Source organism: Paenibacillus salivarius (assembly GCF_051307165.1).
GTDB lineage: Bacteria > Bacillota > Bacilli > Paenibacillales > Paenibacillaceae > Fontibacillus.
This window is the reverse complement of the sequence record NZ_CP195592.1, coordinates 2,087,976-2,105,071: the sequence shown is the minus strand read 5'-3', so window position 1 is coordinate 2,105,071 and position 17,096 is coordinate 2,087,976. Positions and strand designations below refer to the sequence as shown.

Here is a 17,096-nt window from a genome sequence, read left to right as displayed (position 1 = left end):
ATCCTCATTCTCCTTGGTCATGTACTATCGGAAGTTCTTCCGCGATATTTTGATCCACTTCAAAAAGCACTTTCATATAAACTTTACCATTCTCTGTGTTCTCATGCAAAATTTTTTGGTTCAAAATGACACTGTCCGCGCCGTTTCTGGCCAAAATGTCTCTTTTTGCGCGATCGATCCCGTCCTTTTTCGCCTGTTCCTCGGTCAGCTTGATTTCAAGCACCGTCGTTTCGAGCTCCTTCTCGGTCATCCAGCCGATAGGAAGCTTTAAGCTTCTCCATGTAAGACGGTCAAAATCCGTTAGCGTTTGGGAGTGCTCGAAATCCAGCTTTCCGTAACCGGTCAGTTGAATCGCCGTTTTGCCGAAAAACAGATAACCCCGCTCCTTCTTTTCTCCGGTATACACCTTTTGTTTTCGAACGAGCGGGACCTCGATTTTATACTCATGCCACACGTTCCCCCGGATTTCGCCTTTGGAAACGACCAATTTCCCGCCTTGGATTCCGGACACGAGAACCTGCCCCTTTTTGACGCGGTCATGCTTTTTGACTTCCGGCTGCCCTTTCTCCGCATATATATAAGTCACGACCCCGTCGGCCTTGCTGACCAGGTGGCGCGGACTGACAAGCTCCTTATTTTTCGGCTCGGTCGCCTCTACGATCTGGATGTACATTTTCGTTCCCGAACGGGATACGCCGACCCAGGAAGTCCCCGGCAGCTTGCGGGTCAATTCTGCGGAAAGCTTGTCCTGTTTCGGCAATGAAAATATCCACTGGAACGGGTAAAGCCCCTCCTCGCGCGCTGCCTTCAACACGTCTTCGTCGGGAATCTTCACGTTTCCCTTCACCTCGATATCCCACACAAGCTGGGATAAGCTGAAGATGATGGCGATAAACAAGGCGAAGCCGAATACGAATGTTTTTCTGCGCCACAAACGAAGCATGACGAACGGCAGCCCGCTCCGTCGCTTGGCCTCCAGCCTGCAGCCTGTCCGACGTAAAAGGGGCCTGAGGGCAAAGTAATTCCCGGTCTGTAGTGTCGCCTCCATGCTGCCGTCAGGTTGAGGCTTCAAATCCCATACTTCAATGCCTTTCCGCGAAAGCTCATTGATAAACCGCTCGATGGACCCGCCGCGGATCACGACGGTTAAGGCCCCGCGCAGACGGGAAAATATCGGTGATTTCACTAGGATTCCTCCGTTCCGCGATATTTAATGCCGAAAATCCGTCCTTCGACCACGACTTCTTCCGGCATGATTTCTTTAATGACCAAATCGCTTCCCTCCACCTCAATCATCCCATGGCTTAACTCCAAATGAAGGGATTCAGGGGAAAAATGCACGACGCCCCGATGGTTCTCTATGTATAGCTGCTTACCTCCGATCAAGGTGAGCCTTGGCAAATCGAATACAAGATCGCTCGGCAGGTCGAGAGCATCGACCGTCCATTTACGGAATTTGCGGACAAACCGGCTCATATGAGGCAATCCTCCTTCCCCTACTTTACAAATTATGCGGGTGGATTGTGATTTATGAGAAAACAAAACAAACAGAAAAAACACCCTCTACGGATGTAGAAGGTGTTGTTTTTCATTTCGCTATTGCAAAAGCTGTTGAACTGCCTGATTAACAAGCTTGCCGTCAGCCCGGCCTTTGACCTTGGGCATGAGCGCGCTCATCACTTTCCCGATATCGGCTTTCGAAGTAGCACCGGTTTCCTGGATGGTCTGCTGTACAATGACTTTAATTTCTTCTTCGCTCAGCTGTTCGGGAAGGTATTCGGCAATAATCTCGGCCTCTGCCTTGACGTTTGCGGCAAGATCGTCACGACCTGCTTTTTCAAATTCTTGGAGGGCATCTTTGCGCTGTTTGATCTCACGACTTAGGATATCAAGCACTTCATTATCGTTCAAAGGTCTTTTCAAATCTATCTCAAGATTCTTGATTGTAGCACGAACCATTCGAATGGTGGAGAGTTTGAACTTGTCTTGACTCTTCATCGCTTGCTTCATATCTTCGTTCAATCGCTCGCTAAGACTCATAGCTTACAAAATCCTCCTAAAACTTTCTTTTACGAGCAGCCTCAGACTTTTTCTTGCGCTTTACGCTTGGCTTTTCATAATGCTTGCGTTTCTTCACCTCAGCCAATACGCCATCCTTTGCGATGGAGCGCTTAAAGCGACGAAGTGCAGCATCAATTGTCTCGTTTTTGCGAACTTTAGTTTCAGACACCAGTTTTCCCTCCCTCCGACCAGACCGTCCAAGAGCATAACACGGTTCATCAAACTTCATTATAGGGGAAATATAAATAGGGTGTCAACCTGAACGCCCTATTTTTAGAATTGGTACAATTAAGAAACGATCCTTTAGGCGTGGGAATCCGAGTTCTGCACAAGCGCGCCGAGTTTTTTCCCTCCGAGCAAATGATAATGAATGTGGTATACCGCTTGTCCGGCGTCAGGGCCGCAGTTATTGATCAATCTGTACCCGCTCTCCGCGATACCGAGCTTGCGGGCAGCCTCCTGGGCTATGCGGTGCATTTCCCCGATCAATGCATAGTCCTCCGGACCTGCATCGTTCATTGTGGCGATATGCTTTTTCGGGATGATCAGAACATGAGTAGGCGCCGCGGGTTGAATATCGTGAAATACGAGAAATTGTTCGTCTTCGTACACTTTGTTTGACGGAATGGAACCTTCGGCAATTTTGCAAAACAAACAGTTTTCCAAACGAAACCCTCCAGTTTATATGTGAATTTTATATTTATACATCTCTCCTATAATACCGAAAATAGGCAAAAAAAAGAAGCACCCGGCTCCCTCAATGAGTTCGCTCGTCGTACGGACGTATTGGACCGAAATGCGAAATGAATCTCTGTCACCAATACGTCCGTCGGGGTGTTTCTTTAAAATGATGTCGGCTACCTGTAGTATAACAGTCGGGTGATACTGTATCTGTGATTTCTGTCACAATTTCTTTTCATAGCTACATCCGTTCTATCATTACTCTGGAGCCTTCCCCTCCGCTTTCCGCGGGTATGACGATCAGACGCCGCGCCAGCCTGGACCGGAGCTCGGCGACATGAGTAATGAGGCCCACGGCCAAATGATCGTGATGCAAATGTTCCAGCGACGTAATGACGGTATCGAGCAGTTCCGGATCCAGCGTGCCGAAGCCTTCGTCGAGGAAAAAGAATTGCAGCGGATACTGGCCTCTGAGCTGTATCTGGGCGGACAGGGCTAGTGCGAGGGCTAGCGAAGTCAGGAACGTCTCGCCTCCCGAAAGGGTAGCTACCGGCCGTTTGACGCCGCCGTTCGCATCGTCGCAGATGACGAACCCTCCGCCGGAGTCGGTTTCCAGAGCGTATCTCTGCTTGGTCAGGGAACGCAGACGCTGGGAGGCGGCATGGCTGACGTTCATAAGCTGTTCCTCGGCGACATACTCTACAAAGGCATTGCCGCGAAGGGCGGATTGCAGCTTTCCGAGCAGGCCCGATCGATGCTCAAGCCGGAGTCTTTCCGCCTCGATCTCCTTCCAACGGACGTGTCTGGCCTGAATATCCTCGAGGTCGCGCTCTGCGCGGGCCTTCGCCTGCAAAGCCGCTTCGTCGCTTTGGACAGCGAGCTCGAGAGCTTGCCTGCAAGCCTCCCATTCATTCTCGGATATGCTTCGTCCATCCAGCTTCGCGTCCAGCTCCTTAAGGGTAATCTCATGCTCGCGCTCCTCGTCCCGGTGAAGCTTGATTTTCCGGGCGGCCTCCTCTGCCCGGCCGGGCTCCATATAGGCCTCAAGAACTTCCGCATCGCTTTCGAAAGGAGAAGCGCCGAGTTCCGTTTGCCAACGCTCATGACATTGCGTTTCCTGCTCACGGGCGGTCTGCGCCGCTTGACCAGCCAAAGCGTTGGCCTCCGCGGCTTCCCGGCTTCCGGCATCGGCTTGACTTAACCGAATTCGGCTCTCCTCGGCCTCCCGGCGCAACTCGTCCAAACGAAGCCGGGTTTCCGGAAGCATCTCTTCGGCGGAACGGCCACTTTCTCCAATCCAGGCATGCAGGCGAACCGTTTTTTCCTGGAGCAATGTTTGTTTGCCCTGCTCTTGAGCCTCCTGCTGCAACAGGAGCTTGTCCAGCTCCACGATCTCCCGGTTAAGCTCCGTTTGTCTGGCGGCTTTCTCCTCGATAAACGGAACGCTTGCCGCGAGCCGCTGTTTGAGGTCATCCGCCTGGCGGTCCTTCTCCTCCAAAACGGCGCCTAGCCGTTCGGCCTCTTCCAAAGCCATGTCAGGATGCTCCCTCTCCCATTCCGAGGTTTTGATCGCTAGAAGCTCTTGACTGTTACGGATCGTCTCCAATGCCTGCTTGTACAAAATTTCGTTTGCCGCGGATTCCGCCTGGGCCGCCGACCGTTCCGCCTGTAGTGCGGAAATCCTGTTTTTCACTTGCCGTACCTCGGGTTGCAGCTCTTCCATCCTTACCCGTAACCGTTCGAGCTGATTGCCGAGATAGGATAACCGGTCCCGGGCTTCCTCCGGAGTGAAAAGGAGCGGAGCTTGCGCATCATCGTGTTCGCGGGCCGCTGCCGTTTCGAGCCTTTCGACGCCGGAGTCCTCCCCAAGTGCCGCTTCGGAATCGGGGAGGTCAAGGGCTTCCAGCAGGCTGCGCCCGGCGCCGACTCCGCCGGTTGCCGTTTGTTTCAACTCCCGCAAGTCCGACAGAAGTCCTGCGAGCTGTTCCAGCTTGGCTTCGTCGCCGTCCGCTTCCTCGAGCGCAGCCGCCGTGGCTGGATGGTGGGACGAGCCGCAAACCGGGCACGGATCGCCATCCTTGAGCTGCTCCGCTAGCCGTGCCGCCCACCATTGATGCTCCCTGTTTTTCAGACGGGCGCGAATATCGGCTTCCGCCTTAATGACCGCTTCTTCAGCCGCCTTCATTTCGTTTTGCAGCTTATACGACTGGCGAATATGCTCATTCAAGTTGTCCGCCAACTCTTTGCTTAGGGTAACGGCGGCTTGTTCGCGCTTCGCGATTTCCGAAAGCTTTGCCTCGCTTTGATCTACTTTCACACTAAGGCGATCTCCTGCTTGCTGCGCTTTTTGTGCTTCTTCCCGCAGCCGGAGAATGTCCTGCCTTCTGCGGTCTGCCAGTTGTACCTGCTGCCGCTCGGCGGCGCTGACCGCGCATTCTTTCAACAGCTGCTCCAGCTCCAGCTGGCGCTGTTTGGCCCGGGCGAGGAGCTGCTCTTCCTTCTGCAGCTCCTCGCCCGCGGTTTTGCGCTGCGCGGCCAGCCGCTCGCGGGAGCTTTGCAGTTCGCGCAGCTCTGCGGCAAGCTGCGCGCATTCCTGTTGGAGCAGCTTCGCTTGCTCCAACTGGTCCAGGCGCAGCAGCAGCGCGGGCTCCTCGCGGCTGAGCGCGCCCGTGGCCGCCTCCGCGTTAGCGGCGGCCGCGTTGAAGGCGGCTGCGGCTGCGGCAGCCGCCTCGGCGGCGCGGGCGGCTGCGGCTGCGCGTTCCGCCGCCTGCTGCCGCGCCGCATTCCAGGCCGTGAGCACCGGCCTGAGGCTTTCCGCCGCGGCTGCCCGGGCAAGCCGCGCTTCAAGCTCGCGAACGGCGCCGTCCCGTTCGCGCAGGCTCGCCAGGAGCGCCGCCCTGCGGCCGCGCTCCTGGCTCAGTTCGCGCACCTTCGCTAACGTCTCGAAGCGTTCCCGGGCTGCGGCAAGCTCCTTACGCCGGGCCACTGCCAGTTCGCCCGCCGCCTTCAGTGCTTCCTCCGCCGCTTTCAGCGCCTCTTCTGAAGCCGAACCAAGGCCTTGCTGCTCCGCGGCCAGTTCTTTTAAAGCTTGATCCGTTTCTTTTACTTTCCGAGATAGCTTCTGCCCAAGCTGGTCGCCGTATTTCTCCAGGTGAAACAGCCGCTGCAGCATCTGTCTGCGATCGGCCCCTTTCAAAGATAAAAATTCCGCGAATTTCCCCTGTGGAAGCACGACGGCCCGGGTAAAATCGTCCATCTTCAGACCGATTTTCTCCTCCACCAGCCGGGTGACCTCCGCCAGCTTATCGGCTAGAACCTTTTCCCCTTCAGGCCCGATCTCGATAAAACGGCTGATCGTGTTGCTGACGGAAAGTTCGTTCTGCCGTTTAAACCGCCGCTCTACCCGGTACCTCTCCGTACCTTGCGCCGACACTAGCTCGAACGTAAAAGCAACGAACAGCGAATCCTCCGAATGATTCATAATTCCCTGTGTTCCGTTTGCGGCGCGGCCAACTTTTCCGTACATCGCCAGGGTGATGGCATCAAGCAGCGTCGATTTGCCGCTCCCGGTCGGCCCGAAGATGCCGAACAAGCCAGTATCGCTAAGCTCGGCAAAGTCGATCTCCTGCATCTCCCGGTAGCTTTGCAGACCGGATAATTTAAGCGATATCGGTTTCATGATTCGACCTCCCCGTCCTGCAGTTCTTCCTCATCCGAAACGAGCGACATAAACAGCTCGACCAATTCCTCCTCCGGCTCCGCTCCGCCGCTTTGCCGTTGATAAAACTTTCGGAACAGCTCATGGACGGGCATTTGGGCACGCATCGCCGCGAACTCCTCCTCATCCCTTCCCGGATACACCGGCCGGATATGTACAATGCCTTCATGCGCTTTCCGCAGGTTTTGAATATCGCCCAGCGACATCGCTTCGCCCAAATGAAGCTCCAAATCGATAAATGCATTTCTGTCCCTGCCTTCATCAAGAAACCGCCAAGCCTCCTCCAGGCCTCCGCGGCAGCTCCAGCGGACGAGCGGACGACCGCTCGTCAGAAACAGCTCCTCCGTCTGCGGAACGCCGCCCGGGGCCAGATCCAAGAGCATAACGGACTTCGCCTGTCCGGCTTCGGAAAAGCTATACGCGAGCGGGGATCCGCTGTAGCGGATCAATCCGTTTCCTTTAACGGCCTGAGGGCGGTGAAGATGCCCCAAGGCGGTGTATTGGGCGCCGATATCCAGGGAGGAAGGATCCACCGTGTAAGCCCCTCCGACCTGGATCGGACGTTCCGAATCGCATTCCAGCCCGCCCAGCACATAAATATGGCTCATCGCCAAATTGACGGTATCCGGGCGGAATGCTCCGGATAGCTTGCGCATCAACCCCGCCACCTTGGCGCTATAGGCAAGTCGAAGTTCATTTTCGTCGCTGTCGCCGGCCAGCAATTCGGACAGTCTCGCTTCCGAAGGGTAAGGCAGTGCCGCAATGATCGCATGCTCGCCGGTGCGTTGCGCTTGAATGCGGACTGCCTCCACGCTCGGGAGTCCCGCAAGCGTAATTCCCCGGCGCGAAACAAGCGGCGCCACGGCGGAAACCCGCTCCGGCTGGTCGTGATTGCCCGCGATCACGACCAGTTGGCGTCCGTTCTCGGTCAATCTCGCGGCCGCTTCGTAGAACAAGCTTTCCGCGGCGGCCGGCGGGTTGACGCTGTCATACACGTCGCCGGCCATTAAAATAACATCCACCTGCTGGTCGTCGGACATCCGCACCAACTCATCCAGAAACTGCTCCTGCTCGGGCAGCCGGCTCCTTCCTTCCAGCGTCCGTCCCAAATGCCAGTCTCCCGTATGCAATATTCGCACTGCCTTAACCTCCTTACGCTCCGGGAAAGTATCCGGTGATCTTCGTACGTCGCTCGCGATCTTGCTTCCGCAATTCGCCGCGCACTCCCTAATGCTCCCCGGCCTCTTTCCCTTCGCTGTCTTCTCTTTTGTTGGCTCGCTTCGATGTTTGGTAGCGAGCCCATTGTCGTCGTCATGCTACGGGAAAGCGTCCGGTGACCTTCGTACGTCGCTTGCGATCTTGCTTACGCAAGTCGCCGCGTACTCCCTAATGCTCCCCGGCCTCTTTCCCTGCGCTATCCTTCTTGTTTGTTGGCCCGCTTTGATGTTTGGTAGCGAGCCCATTGTCGTCGTCATGCTACGGGAAAGCGTCCGGTGAACTTCGTGCGTCGCCCGCGATCTTGCTCTCGCAAGTCACCGCGCACTCCCTAATGTTCCCCGGCCTCTTTCCCTGCGCTATCCTTCTTGTTTGTTGGCCCGCTTTGATGTTTGGTAGTGAGCCAATTTTTCGTCGTTATGCTCCGGGAAAGCGTCCGGTGATCTTCGTTCGTCGCTCGCGATCTTGCTTCCGCAAGTCGCCGCGTACTCCCTAATGTTCCCCAGCCTCTTTCCCTGCGCTATCCTTCTCTTTTTCTGGCTTGCTACCTTGCTTAGTAGCGAGCCATAGTGTCGTCGTCATGCTCCGGGAAAGTATCCGGTGATCTTCGTTCGTCGCTCGCGATCTTGCTACCGCAAGTCGCCGCGCACTCCCTAATGCTCCCCGGCCTCTTTCCCTTCGCTATCCTTCTCTTTTGTTGGCCCGCTTCGATGTTTGGTAGCGAGCCCATTGTCGTCGCCATGCTCCGGGAAAGCGTCCGGTGATCTTCGTACGTCGCTTGCGATCTTGCTCTCGCAAGCCGCCGCGTACTCCCTAATGCTCCCCAGCCTCTTTCCCTTCGCTATCCTTCTCTTTTTCTGGCTTGCTTCCATGCTTAGTAGCGAGCCTTAGTGCCGTCGCCATGCTTCGGGAAAGCATCCGGTGATCTTCGTACGTCACTCGCGATCTTGCTTCCGCAAGTCACCGCGCACTCCCTAATGTTCCCCGGCCTCTTTCCCTTCGCTGTCCTTCTTTTTTGTTGGCCCGCTTTGATGTTTGGTAGTGAGCCAATTTTCGTCGTTATGCTCCGGGAAAGCGTCCGGTGATCTTCGTTCGTCGCTCGCGATCTTGCATTCGAGCAAGTCGCTGCGTACTCCCTAATGTTCCCCGGCCTCTTTCCCTTCGCTATCCTTCTCTTTTGTTGGCCCGCTTCGATGTTTGGTAGCGAGCCCATTGTCGTCGTCATGCTACGGGAAAGCGTCCGGTGACCTTCGTGCGTCGCCCGCGATCTTGCTCTCGCAAGTCGCCGCGCACTCCCTAATGCTCCCCGGCCTCTTTCCCTTCGCTGTCCTTCTTTTTTGTTGGCTCGCTTCGATGTTTGGTAGCGGGCCCATTGTCGTCGCCATGCTCCGGGAAAGCGTCCGGTGACCTTCGTGCGTCGCCCGCGATCTTGCTTCCGCAAGCCGCCGCGTACTCCCTAATGTTCCCCGGCCTCTTTCCCTTCGCTGTCTTCCTTTTTTGCTGGCTCGCTTCGATGTTTGATAGCGAGCCCATTGTCGTCGCCATGCTCCGGAAAAGCGTCCGTGGACCTTCGTGCGTCGCTCGCGATTTGCGACCGCAAGTCTCCGCGCACTCCCTAATGCCCCCGGCCTTTCCCTGCGGATCTTTCCTCTTTATTATTCGGTACGCACATGCAACCGGTTTGCCTCGCCCAACATGGCTTTGTAAACGTCCGTCTGCGCATAGCTATCGTCAAAGCTTAACGGCATCGCCGCTATCGAAGAAATACAACCACTTCTCGTCGACGGGGACGCCGGTGATTTGCTCGATGGCGGAAGCGTAGAGCTCCAGTTGGAAGCGGTACGCTTCCGTTAATGCGGGAACACCGCCGCGGTGAGGAAGGACTTTGTCGCTCTTGTAGTCGAGCAGAATACGCTTCCCGTCAATTTCGAACAGGCAGTCGACGATCCCCTGGATCAGTACGGTTTCCTGGTCGAGAATTTGGGCGATCCGGATGTCCTTTTCCACGCCATCGGTTGTCTGGGCGCCCACCAAAGGAGCCAAGCCCGGAAAAGCGTCCGCGGCGGACAAGCCGTAAGTGAACGGCATTTCCCTCCGGATCCGGTCGGCCCGCTTTAACATTTGCCCCAATGGGCTTGCCAAAAATCCGACGATTCGCGAAACGTCCATTTCCGAGACTTGCTCCGGAGTCATGATCTTTAGCCGCACCAGTCTGTCCAAGGTTTCGTGGACCGTCTCCTCCGAAGGCTCCCTGTCAAACGGCAAGTGCTGCATAACCGTGTGATAAGCGGTTCCCCGCTCGGTAGGCGTCATCTTTTTCTGCTCCATGAACCGCGGACGGCGTAAGTGCAGCTTGAAGTCGACTTGCTCCGGGCTCTGTTCCAATTCCTTGCGTAGTTCATTATCCGCGAAAATATCGCTCGGCGGCTCCTCCTGATCGGCCAGCAGGCGCTTCATTTCGGTCACCGACGTTTTGGCTGAGATTTGGGCGGACAACCGATAAGGATATGTCCAGCCGAGGTTTGCCTCAATCCTTTCCTTCACGCCGCTTTCTCCAGGCTTCCACGCACGGTCCTGATGAATGGCCCCGGATGCATCCAACGTCGAGTCTTGAACCGATTCGTCTTCCCGGGCCGCTGCCGCTTCCGCGTAGGCGCCCACTGTTATTTGCCGGGCGGAAAGGAAAGCGATCTTCCAATCCGAAGCGCTATCCGAAAGTACGGCCGGAGAGGTTTCCGTGAGTCCCCCGAACTGCCTAAGCTCCCTTGCAGCCGGATGGCGGATCAGCGCCGGTCCGATCCAATCCAGGTAAGATCGGCCTCTGGCGAGCAAATAATCCGGCAGCTGCTCCTCTCCGATCTCCAGCGCACCGCCCCAGGTCTGTACCGCCCCCGTCAAATCCTTGACCGACGAGATCAGGATCAGCTTATCTTTTGGACGCGTCAGCGCCACATACAGCACCCGCATCTCCTCCGCGAGCAGTTCCATTTGCGCACGCCGGCGGATCGCCAGATTCGGCAATGTCGGATAGCTTACGCGCAGGTTCCCGTCCACGAATTTCGGCCCGAAGCCCATTTCCTTGTGGATTAAAAAGTTCGCGTTCAAATCTTGACGGTTAAACATTTTCGACAGGCCCGCCACAAACACGACCGGAAATTCCAGCCCCTTGCTCTTGTGGATCGTCATAATTTGAACGGCGTCCTCCTGACCGCCGGCAGATGAGGCCGCACCCAAGTCGCCCCCGTTCTCCCGGAGCCGATTGACGTATCGTAAAAAGCGGAACACCCCTCTTGAGGATGTCGTCATTTCATATTGCCGCGCCCGGTCGTATAGGGCCCGCAAATTGCTTTGCCGGATCGCGCCGCCCGGAAGTCCGCCGACCCAATCCAAATAGCCCGTATCGCGGTAAATCCCCCAGATCAAGCCGCCTAGCTCGCCTTCTCTGGCCAAATTCCGCCAAGCTTCCAACTGCATAAGAAAAGCCTGTAGCTTCGAGACAAGCTCCATATTCTCGATCCCGGCAGAAGGGTCTTCCCCTTCCGACCCGGCAACCTCAGCCGCGGTTTTGAGCGCATCATAAAAACTGCCCGAACCGGCGGCAAGCCGGATCTCCGCAAGCTCTTCCTCGGTCAATCCGTAAATGGGCGAACGAAGCACCGCTGCCAGCGGGATATCCTGCTGCGGGTTATCGATGATTTGGAGGAGCGAGAGCATCGTCTCCACTTCCGAGGCCTGAAAATATCCCTGGCTAAGCTCCCCGTAAGCCGGAATGCCTTCCATGCGGAGTTCTTCGATCATCACCGGCGCCCAAGATAAAGTTGAACGCAGCAGAATGACCATATCCCGGTATTCCGCCGGCCGGGTCGCCTTAAGCTGTTTGTCGTAAACGCGCAGCGGAGGTTGTCCGCCCTCACCGGTAAGTTCGCGGATCCGGGCCGCAATCGAACGGGCCTCCAGCCGGACCGCTTCGATTTCAACGGAGCTTTCTTCCTCCAAGGCTCCATCCGTGCCGCTTTCTTCCGCTCCAAAGCCTTCGTTCCGTCCGGCGGCACCCGAAGCCTCGGAAGCGCGGTCCACGAGCAGCAGTTCCGGGCGGTAATCGCTGCCTTCGGACAATTCCGGAAAGCCCTCTCCGTATACCAGCTCCGCCCTGGAATCATAGGCGATTTCGGCCACGCCTTCGTTCATGATTTGCCTGAACAATAAATTGACCGCGTCCACCACTTCGCGACGGCTTCGGAAATTGCGCGCCAAATCGATTCGCAGCCCCGCCCCTTCAAAGCCGCTTCCGTAATTCCGGTATTTCTCCAGGAACAGGCCCGGCTCCGCCAAACGGAACCGGTAAATGCTCTGCTTGACGTCGCCGACCATAAACCGGTTTCCGGGAACTTCCCGGGATATAAGCCGAACGATATCCTCCTGGACCGTATTCGTATCCTGGTATTCATCCAGCAAAACCTCGTCATACTGCGACTGGTATTCCCGGGCAGCCTCCGACGGCAGCGTCAGTTCCGGCGTGGAACGCGCATCCCGTAAAATTTGCAGGCAATAATGCTCCAGATCGGCAAAATCAAGCCACCCTTTGGCGACTTTTTCCTTTCTGTACCGTTCGCCGAATTCGATAATCAGCCCGGCAAGCTCTTCCATGAGCGGCGCGGCTTGATGCATTTCCTTCAAAAAAGCCTCCGGAGGCCGTCCAAACAGCTGTTTTTGCAAGTCTGCAACCAGCTTTTTGGCTTCTTCGCGCAAATCCTTGACCCGCTGCTGAATGTCCGGATCGGTCCGGTCTTTCTTGCACGGTTTTAATTTACCGAATCCCGCTCCCCGAAATTTATCGTATAGAGAGGCCCAATGTCCGTTCGAAACAGCCGATTTCAAATCCAACACGACCGCAAGGTCCTCTTCCAGCGTTAAGGCATAAGGTTCCGGCCCTCCCGGGGACAACGAGAGCGTTTTGGCTTGGCGAAGCAGCTCTACGGCCCCATCCAACGAAATCGACGCATCCGCCAAAATGCTGGCCACCCAAGGGCTGCTCTCCAGTGCGGCTAAGTCTTCGGCGCGGAATGCGCCCGCCGCCTGACGGAGCCAATGCTCCGGCCAAGGATGGCTGCGCGAGAAGTCGTACAATTTTTGCACGAGTCCAAAAACGGCGTCATCGTTCCGTTCCCCGCTGAACCAATCCACGAGCGTCAGAAACAGGCTTCCTTCCCGTTCGGACGCATACTTGTCCTCAAACAGCTCCTCCAGCACCTCCTGCCGGAGCAGGGCGGTTTCGCTCTCGGAGGCGATTCTGAAGCCCGGATCGAGCGGAATCAGCGTATAGTGCCTTTGAATGACTTCCATGCAAAAAGAATGAAGCGTTGTGATCGAGGCACGCCCCAACATGGCAAGCTGCCGGGTAAGATGCTCGCTCCCCGGACTTGCGTCCAGCGCCTTCTCCAGCGCCTCGCGGATCCGCTGCCGCATTTCCGAGGCCGCCGCCTTCGTAAAGGTGGCGACAAGCAGCCGGTCAACGCTCAGCGGAGCATCGTCCGACGACAGTTTGCGGATAATCCGCTCGACCAGCACCGCGGTTTTACCGGAGCCGGCCGCGGCGGCAACCAAAATATCGCCGCCCGACAGCGAAATCGCCTTCCACTGGTCGTCGCTCCAAAAGCTTCCTGGCGGCTTGGGTATCGTCATCATAGCTCCACCTTCTTTCCGTCTTCCGATGCCTTCAGCAATTCCCACAACCGTTCCTTGCCGGGCTTGTTCAACAGATGATACTCGCTACCGTCCATCCCCTCTTCAAAGCGGCAAACCGGCTTATACGCGCAATGAGTACATGCGGTTTCCGTTCCGAGACGATAAGGCGCAATTTGCACGTCGCCCTCGGTGATTCTTGTGCCGATCTCCACGATCGTCCGCCGCACGGAGCCCAGCAGGGTTTCCCATTGCTCCGGTGTCGCCACGGAAGCGCTGCTGTAAAAACCGCCGTCCGCCTTCACCGCCACGGGCAAAATTTCGGAATATCCCTTCTCGAGCTCTGCGTCCATTTTGGAGATCACGTTTCTGTCCGCCAACAGCAAGCCTTTCATTTTAAACCGTTTCAACAGCTCAAGCCTTGCTTCTTCGGCACTCAGGCCGTTGCTGCTCTGGAGCATCGGGTTATGCACGTGGAAATACAGCGTCCCCGCCGGGACAGCCCGCCGGCCGAGCCACATTTCCGCCGAACTTAGCAGCACGTCCAGGTAAGTCAGCATTTGCAGCGACAATCCGTAGTAGACCTCATGAAGATTCAAATCGGTTTGGCTTGATTTATAGTCGATAACGCGCAGCAAAATTCCGTCTTCGCCCTCCGCCATATCGACCCGGTCGATCCGGCCGACGATTTCCATCACGCAGCCGTTCGGAAGCTCAAAGGTCAGAGGCGGCAATGGCCGTCCCGGCCCGAAGTCAAGCTCCAGCCCGGCAGGCTCGAAGCTCCCGCGCCGGGCTTGCTCGCCCAGGATGACGGAAGCGCGGCCGACGATATTTTTCAGTTTGCGGGAAATGTACCCGTAACGCTTCGTACTAAGCAAAATTTCGCCTTGCAGTCTTGGCGCCAGCTTGTCCACCGTATTCTCCGCTTCCCGGATGCATTCCTCTTCCGTCAGGCTGCCCCAGTTTCTGCCTTGTTCTTTAAACGTGAGCGCCATCTGGCTGAGCGCAGCATGGAAAAGCTGGCCGATATCCGGCGCCTTAAGCCGATAAATCTGTCTTTCCTTTAGCTTGAGGCCATGGGAAGCAAAATGGGAAAACGGGCAGGAAGCGAATTTCTCCATCCGGGATACGCTCGTGCGCAGCCGCTTGCCGTACAGCTTCCGGCTCGTCGCCGGCGTTAGGCCGCTGATCCGGTTTCTGTAATCCAGGGAACCGAGAAGCCTGTCCAATTTCCCCTGCCATTCCGGCCGTTCCCTATACCATTCGAGTACATCACGCCAGACCGGTGAAATGCTTTGTCCGGATTTTTGAGCTCGCAGCTGGCCGACTAACCGCGGCAGCGTCGGGACCGGGGAAGCGACGAATTCCAGCTGGCGATCCAGCGGATCGTCAGGGGCCGGCGAGTCGCCGAGGTAGCTCTCCTGCAGCATCCCTCCGGGAAAAATTTGTTTGACATGCCTAATGACTTCCGAAGGCAGCAACGGCTTCCCGTCCTCATCGCTGGACGGATAACTGAGCCATAGCGTCCGGCTTGCCGCCGATAGCGCGCCGTAAATCAAAAAACGCTCATCCAGCAAACGGCGCGTCAACCCCGGAGCAAGCGCAAGCCCGGTTTCGCCCAGACGCTGCCGATCCTGGTCGCTTAAGAGCCCTTCCTCCTGGATATTCGAGGGCATGACTCCTTCGTTGATCCCGAGCAAAAAGGCATGTTTGACATGGCGGGTCCGGGTACGGTCCGTACTGCCGACCAGCACCTGGTCGATGGCAGGGGGAACGAGTCCCAGTTTCAAATCTTTTAGGCCCGTCTCCAAAATTCCGGCGAACAATTCCGGGCTGAGTTGTTCTTCCCCCATCATTTCCACGATCTGATCCAGCAGATCCAAAACGGCGCTCCAAAGCTGGCGGTGTTCCATCGCCTGTTGGGGTTGTCCGCTGTGAAGGGCCTTATGGGCCAACAAATCAAGACGCCGGGCGGCATCGGTCTCCTCCAGAAGGTGGTATACGGCAGCACACAGGTCACGGACGGATTTGGCCCGTTTCAGCCTTTTCTCGAAAGCCGACAGCGGGACGGTGACTGCCGCCCGGCAGCGCTCAAGTAACGGAAGCTGCCTGCTTCCCGCTTGCTCCCCCGACTGTTCACCGGCTTCCAGCGATAAGCTGGGGGCTCCTTTCCACGGTCTTCCGTCGGTCCAACGGTAGCCTTGAATGCCGCTGGCAAGCGCATAGTTTTCCAGGGCATCCATATCTTCGCGAGTCAGGCTCCCGTCAAGCGGCAGCAAAAACTCACTTTTCACGCAGCGGAAAACATCCTCGTATTTCCAATATTTTAACGCGACGTCCAGCGCTCCCCGGATCAGCTCGATCAGCGGATGATGCAGGACGCTCGCTTTTTGGTCCATGAAATAAGGAATGCCGAAGTCTTCAAACACCGGCTTGATAATATGTTCGTAATCCCCGATATTTCGTACAAACAGCGCCATATCCCGCCAACGCGAGCCTTTCTCCCTGGCAAGCCTGACCATTTCGCGGGCGGTCCCTTCCACCTCGGCTCTGCGGTTCGCCGCCGCATGCAGGGACAATGCCTCCGCCAGATCCGCGGGAGGTTTACTTTCCTTCCATGGCGTGCGGCGTTCATAAGCCGATTCCAAATAGGAAAGCGTTTCGCTGCTCTTGAATCTCGGAAACGGGCGGGTTTTCATCAACGTTGCCGGATAAACCTCGATGCCTACCGATTCGGCAAGATCCCTCAGCTTCATATATGTCGTCGCAGTCTGATGAAACAAGTTTAATTCATGCGGAGGAATGCCGTCGTCATACGGGCGGTCCAGCGTCAATGCCACGGTCACGTTTGACGCGGCTTGCATGATCGCCCCCAGGGCTTTATATTCCTGAGGCGTAAACGCATGAAAACCGTCAACCCACAGCTCCGCACCCCGCAGATAGGAAGAATCGCGCGCGCCTTCCGCCAGCTTGATGACGTGGTCTTCCGCGTCGATGTACAGACGAGATAGCTCCTCATCGAATTCCCGGTACAATATGTTTAGGTCGTGAAGCTTGTCTTTTAGCAAAGGAGATTCTCCCGAAGAACTTTCCAGCATGCGCACATGCTCTTCCAGCCGGGTAAAATCGGCATTATATTTTTTTAGCTCCGTATAGAGCGCATTGATCCGGTCGATCAGGCCCAGCTGGTCGCTCCCATGGCCGTAAAGTTTGAGATCTTCCTTGCGGCGTCTGAGGATTTTGTAAAGCAGCATCTTTTTGCCTTCCTCGCTGATGGGAACGAGCGCCGATCCCCCCGTCTCCTGCATGACGCGAAGCGCCAGCCGGCGGAACCCGAGTACCTGGACGCGTACGCTGCCCTTAATGCCGGGAGCCTGAACGATCGCCTGTTCGATCTGGAATGTTCCCTGCTCGGGAGCGAGCAAAATGATCGGAGGACCGGAAGGGTCCTCGCGCAGCTTTGCCGAGATCCGCTCCAATATCAGGCTGCTCTTGCCGCTGCCGGAGCGGCCGATAACGAATTGTAATGACATGATGGTGCCTCCCACCGCGAAGGAATTAATTTATTGCATAGAACTTCAACTCTATCAAGTATACCATTATTCATTCGATACAGGAATGTACGTTCCCAAGAACGCTTTTAATGTCAAAAGTTACAATCACACTTGACTCATCGGAATTATATGGATTAATATGGAGTTATAACCTAATTTGGGCCGATTGGACATCTAAAGGCTCC

At 56.2% G+C, this 17,096-nt stretch carries 10 protein-coding genes; all 10 read right to left on the bottom strand.

Annotated elements, in window-relative coordinates; genetic code table 11:
- Positions 1–4 precede the first annotated feature (4 nt).
- The 10 genes from yqfD to addB all read right to left on the bottom strand — a co-directional run bounded on the left by yqfD (position 5) and on the right by addB (position 16,890).
- Positions 5–1,186 (bottom strand): sporulation protein YqfD, encoded by a 1,182-nt coding sequence (gene yqfD, locus ACSFXJ_RS09335; RefSeq protein WP_435924884.1) that lies wholly within the window; start codon positions 1,184–1,186, stop codon positions 5–7.
- Positions 1,186–1,476 carry a sporulation protein YqfC gene (gene yqfC, locus ACSFXJ_RS09330; protein ID WP_435924883.1) on the bottom strand — a complete coding sequence of 97 codons (291 nt, stop codon included), beginning with the start codon at positions 1,474–1,476 and terminating at the stop codon, positions 1,186–1,188. Before yqfC ends, yqfD begins: the two co-directional genes overlap by 1 nt.
- Positions 1,477–1,596: 120 nt before the next feature.
- On the bottom strand, positions 1,597–2,040 hold the full coding sequence (locus ACSFXJ_RS09325; RefSeq protein WP_435924882.1) for a GatB/YqeY domain-containing protein: 444 nt from the start codon (positions 2,038–2,040) through the stop codon (positions 1,597–1,599).
- Positions 2,041–2,056: 16 nt separating this feature from the next.
- Complete coding sequence (rpsU, locus tag ACSFXJ_RS09320) at positions 2,057–2,230, bottom strand: 30S ribosomal protein S21 (protein ID WP_005547957.1); 174 nt, start codon at positions 2,228–2,230, stop codon at positions 2,057–2,059.
- A gap of 134 nt (positions 2,231–2,364) precedes the next feature.
- The gene (locus ACSFXJ_RS09315) at positions 2,365–2,727 is read right to left on the bottom strand and encodes a histidine triad nucleotide-binding protein (RefSeq protein ID WP_435924881.1); all 363 of its coding nucleotides are present in this window, start codon (positions 2,725–2,727) and stop codon (positions 2,365–2,367) included.
- A gap of 256 nt (positions 2,728–2,983) precedes the next feature.
- Positions 2,984–6,421 (bottom strand): AAA family ATPase, encoded by a 3,438-nt coding sequence (locus ACSFXJ_RS09310; protein WP_435924880.1) that lies wholly within the window; start codon positions 6,419–6,421, stop codon positions 2,984–2,986.
- Positions 6,418–7,599: an exonuclease SbcCD subunit D gene (locus ACSFXJ_RS09305; protein ID WP_435924879.1), complete on the bottom strand. Its 1,182-nt coding sequence runs from the start codon at positions 7,597–7,599 to the stop codon at positions 6,418–6,420. The genes ACSFXJ_RS09310 and ACSFXJ_RS09305 overlap by 4 nt, the downstream gene beginning before the upstream one ends.
- A gap of 1,372 nt (positions 7,600–8,971) precedes the next feature.
- Positions 8,972–9,220, bottom strand: coding sequence for a hypothetical protein (locus tag ACSFXJ_RS09300; protein ID WP_435924878.1), 249 nt, complete (start codon positions 9,218–9,220; stop codon positions 8,972–8,974).
- A 186-nt stretch (positions 9,221–9,406) separates the two neighbouring features.
- On the bottom strand, positions 9,407–13,360 hold the full coding sequence (addA, locus tag ACSFXJ_RS09295; protein ID WP_435924877.1) for a helicase-exonuclease AddAB subunit AddA: 3,954 nt from the start codon (positions 13,358–13,360) through the stop codon (positions 9,407–9,409).
- Entirely contained in the window at positions 13,357–16,890 is a 3,534-nt protein-coding gene (gene addB, locus ACSFXJ_RS09290; RefSeq protein ID WP_435924876.1) for a helicase-exonuclease AddAB subunit AddB, read from the bottom strand. Before addB ends, addA begins: the two co-directional genes overlap by 4 nt.
- Positions 16,891–17,096 lie beyond the last annotated feature (206 nt).

Excerpts from the sequence above, each read along its gene's own strand:
- yqfC (WP_435924883.1), bottom strand. The coding sequence starts at position 1,476 with ATGAGCCGGTTTGTCCGCAAATTCCGTAAATGGACGGTCGATGCTCTC.
- ACSFXJ_RS09325 (WP_435924882.1), bottom strand. The coding sequence starts at position 2,040 with ATGAGTCTTAGCGAGCGATTGAACGAAGATATGAAGCAAGCGATGAAG.
- ACSFXJ_RS09310 (WP_435924880.1), bottom strand. The coding sequence starts at position 6,421 with ATGAAACCGATATCGCTTAAATTATCCGGTCTGCAAAGCTACCGGGAG.
- ACSFXJ_RS09300 (WP_435924878.1), bottom strand. The coding sequence starts at position 9,220 with ATGGCGACGACAATGGGCTCGCTATCAAACATCGAAGCGAGCCAGCAA.
- addA (WP_435924877.1), bottom strand. The coding sequence starts at position 13,360 with ATGATGACGATACCCAAGCCGCCAGGAAGCTTTTGGAGCGACGACCAG.
- addB (WP_435924876.1), bottom strand. The coding sequence starts at position 16,890 with ATGTCATTACAATTCGTTATCGGCCGCTCCGGCAGCGGCAAGAGCAGC.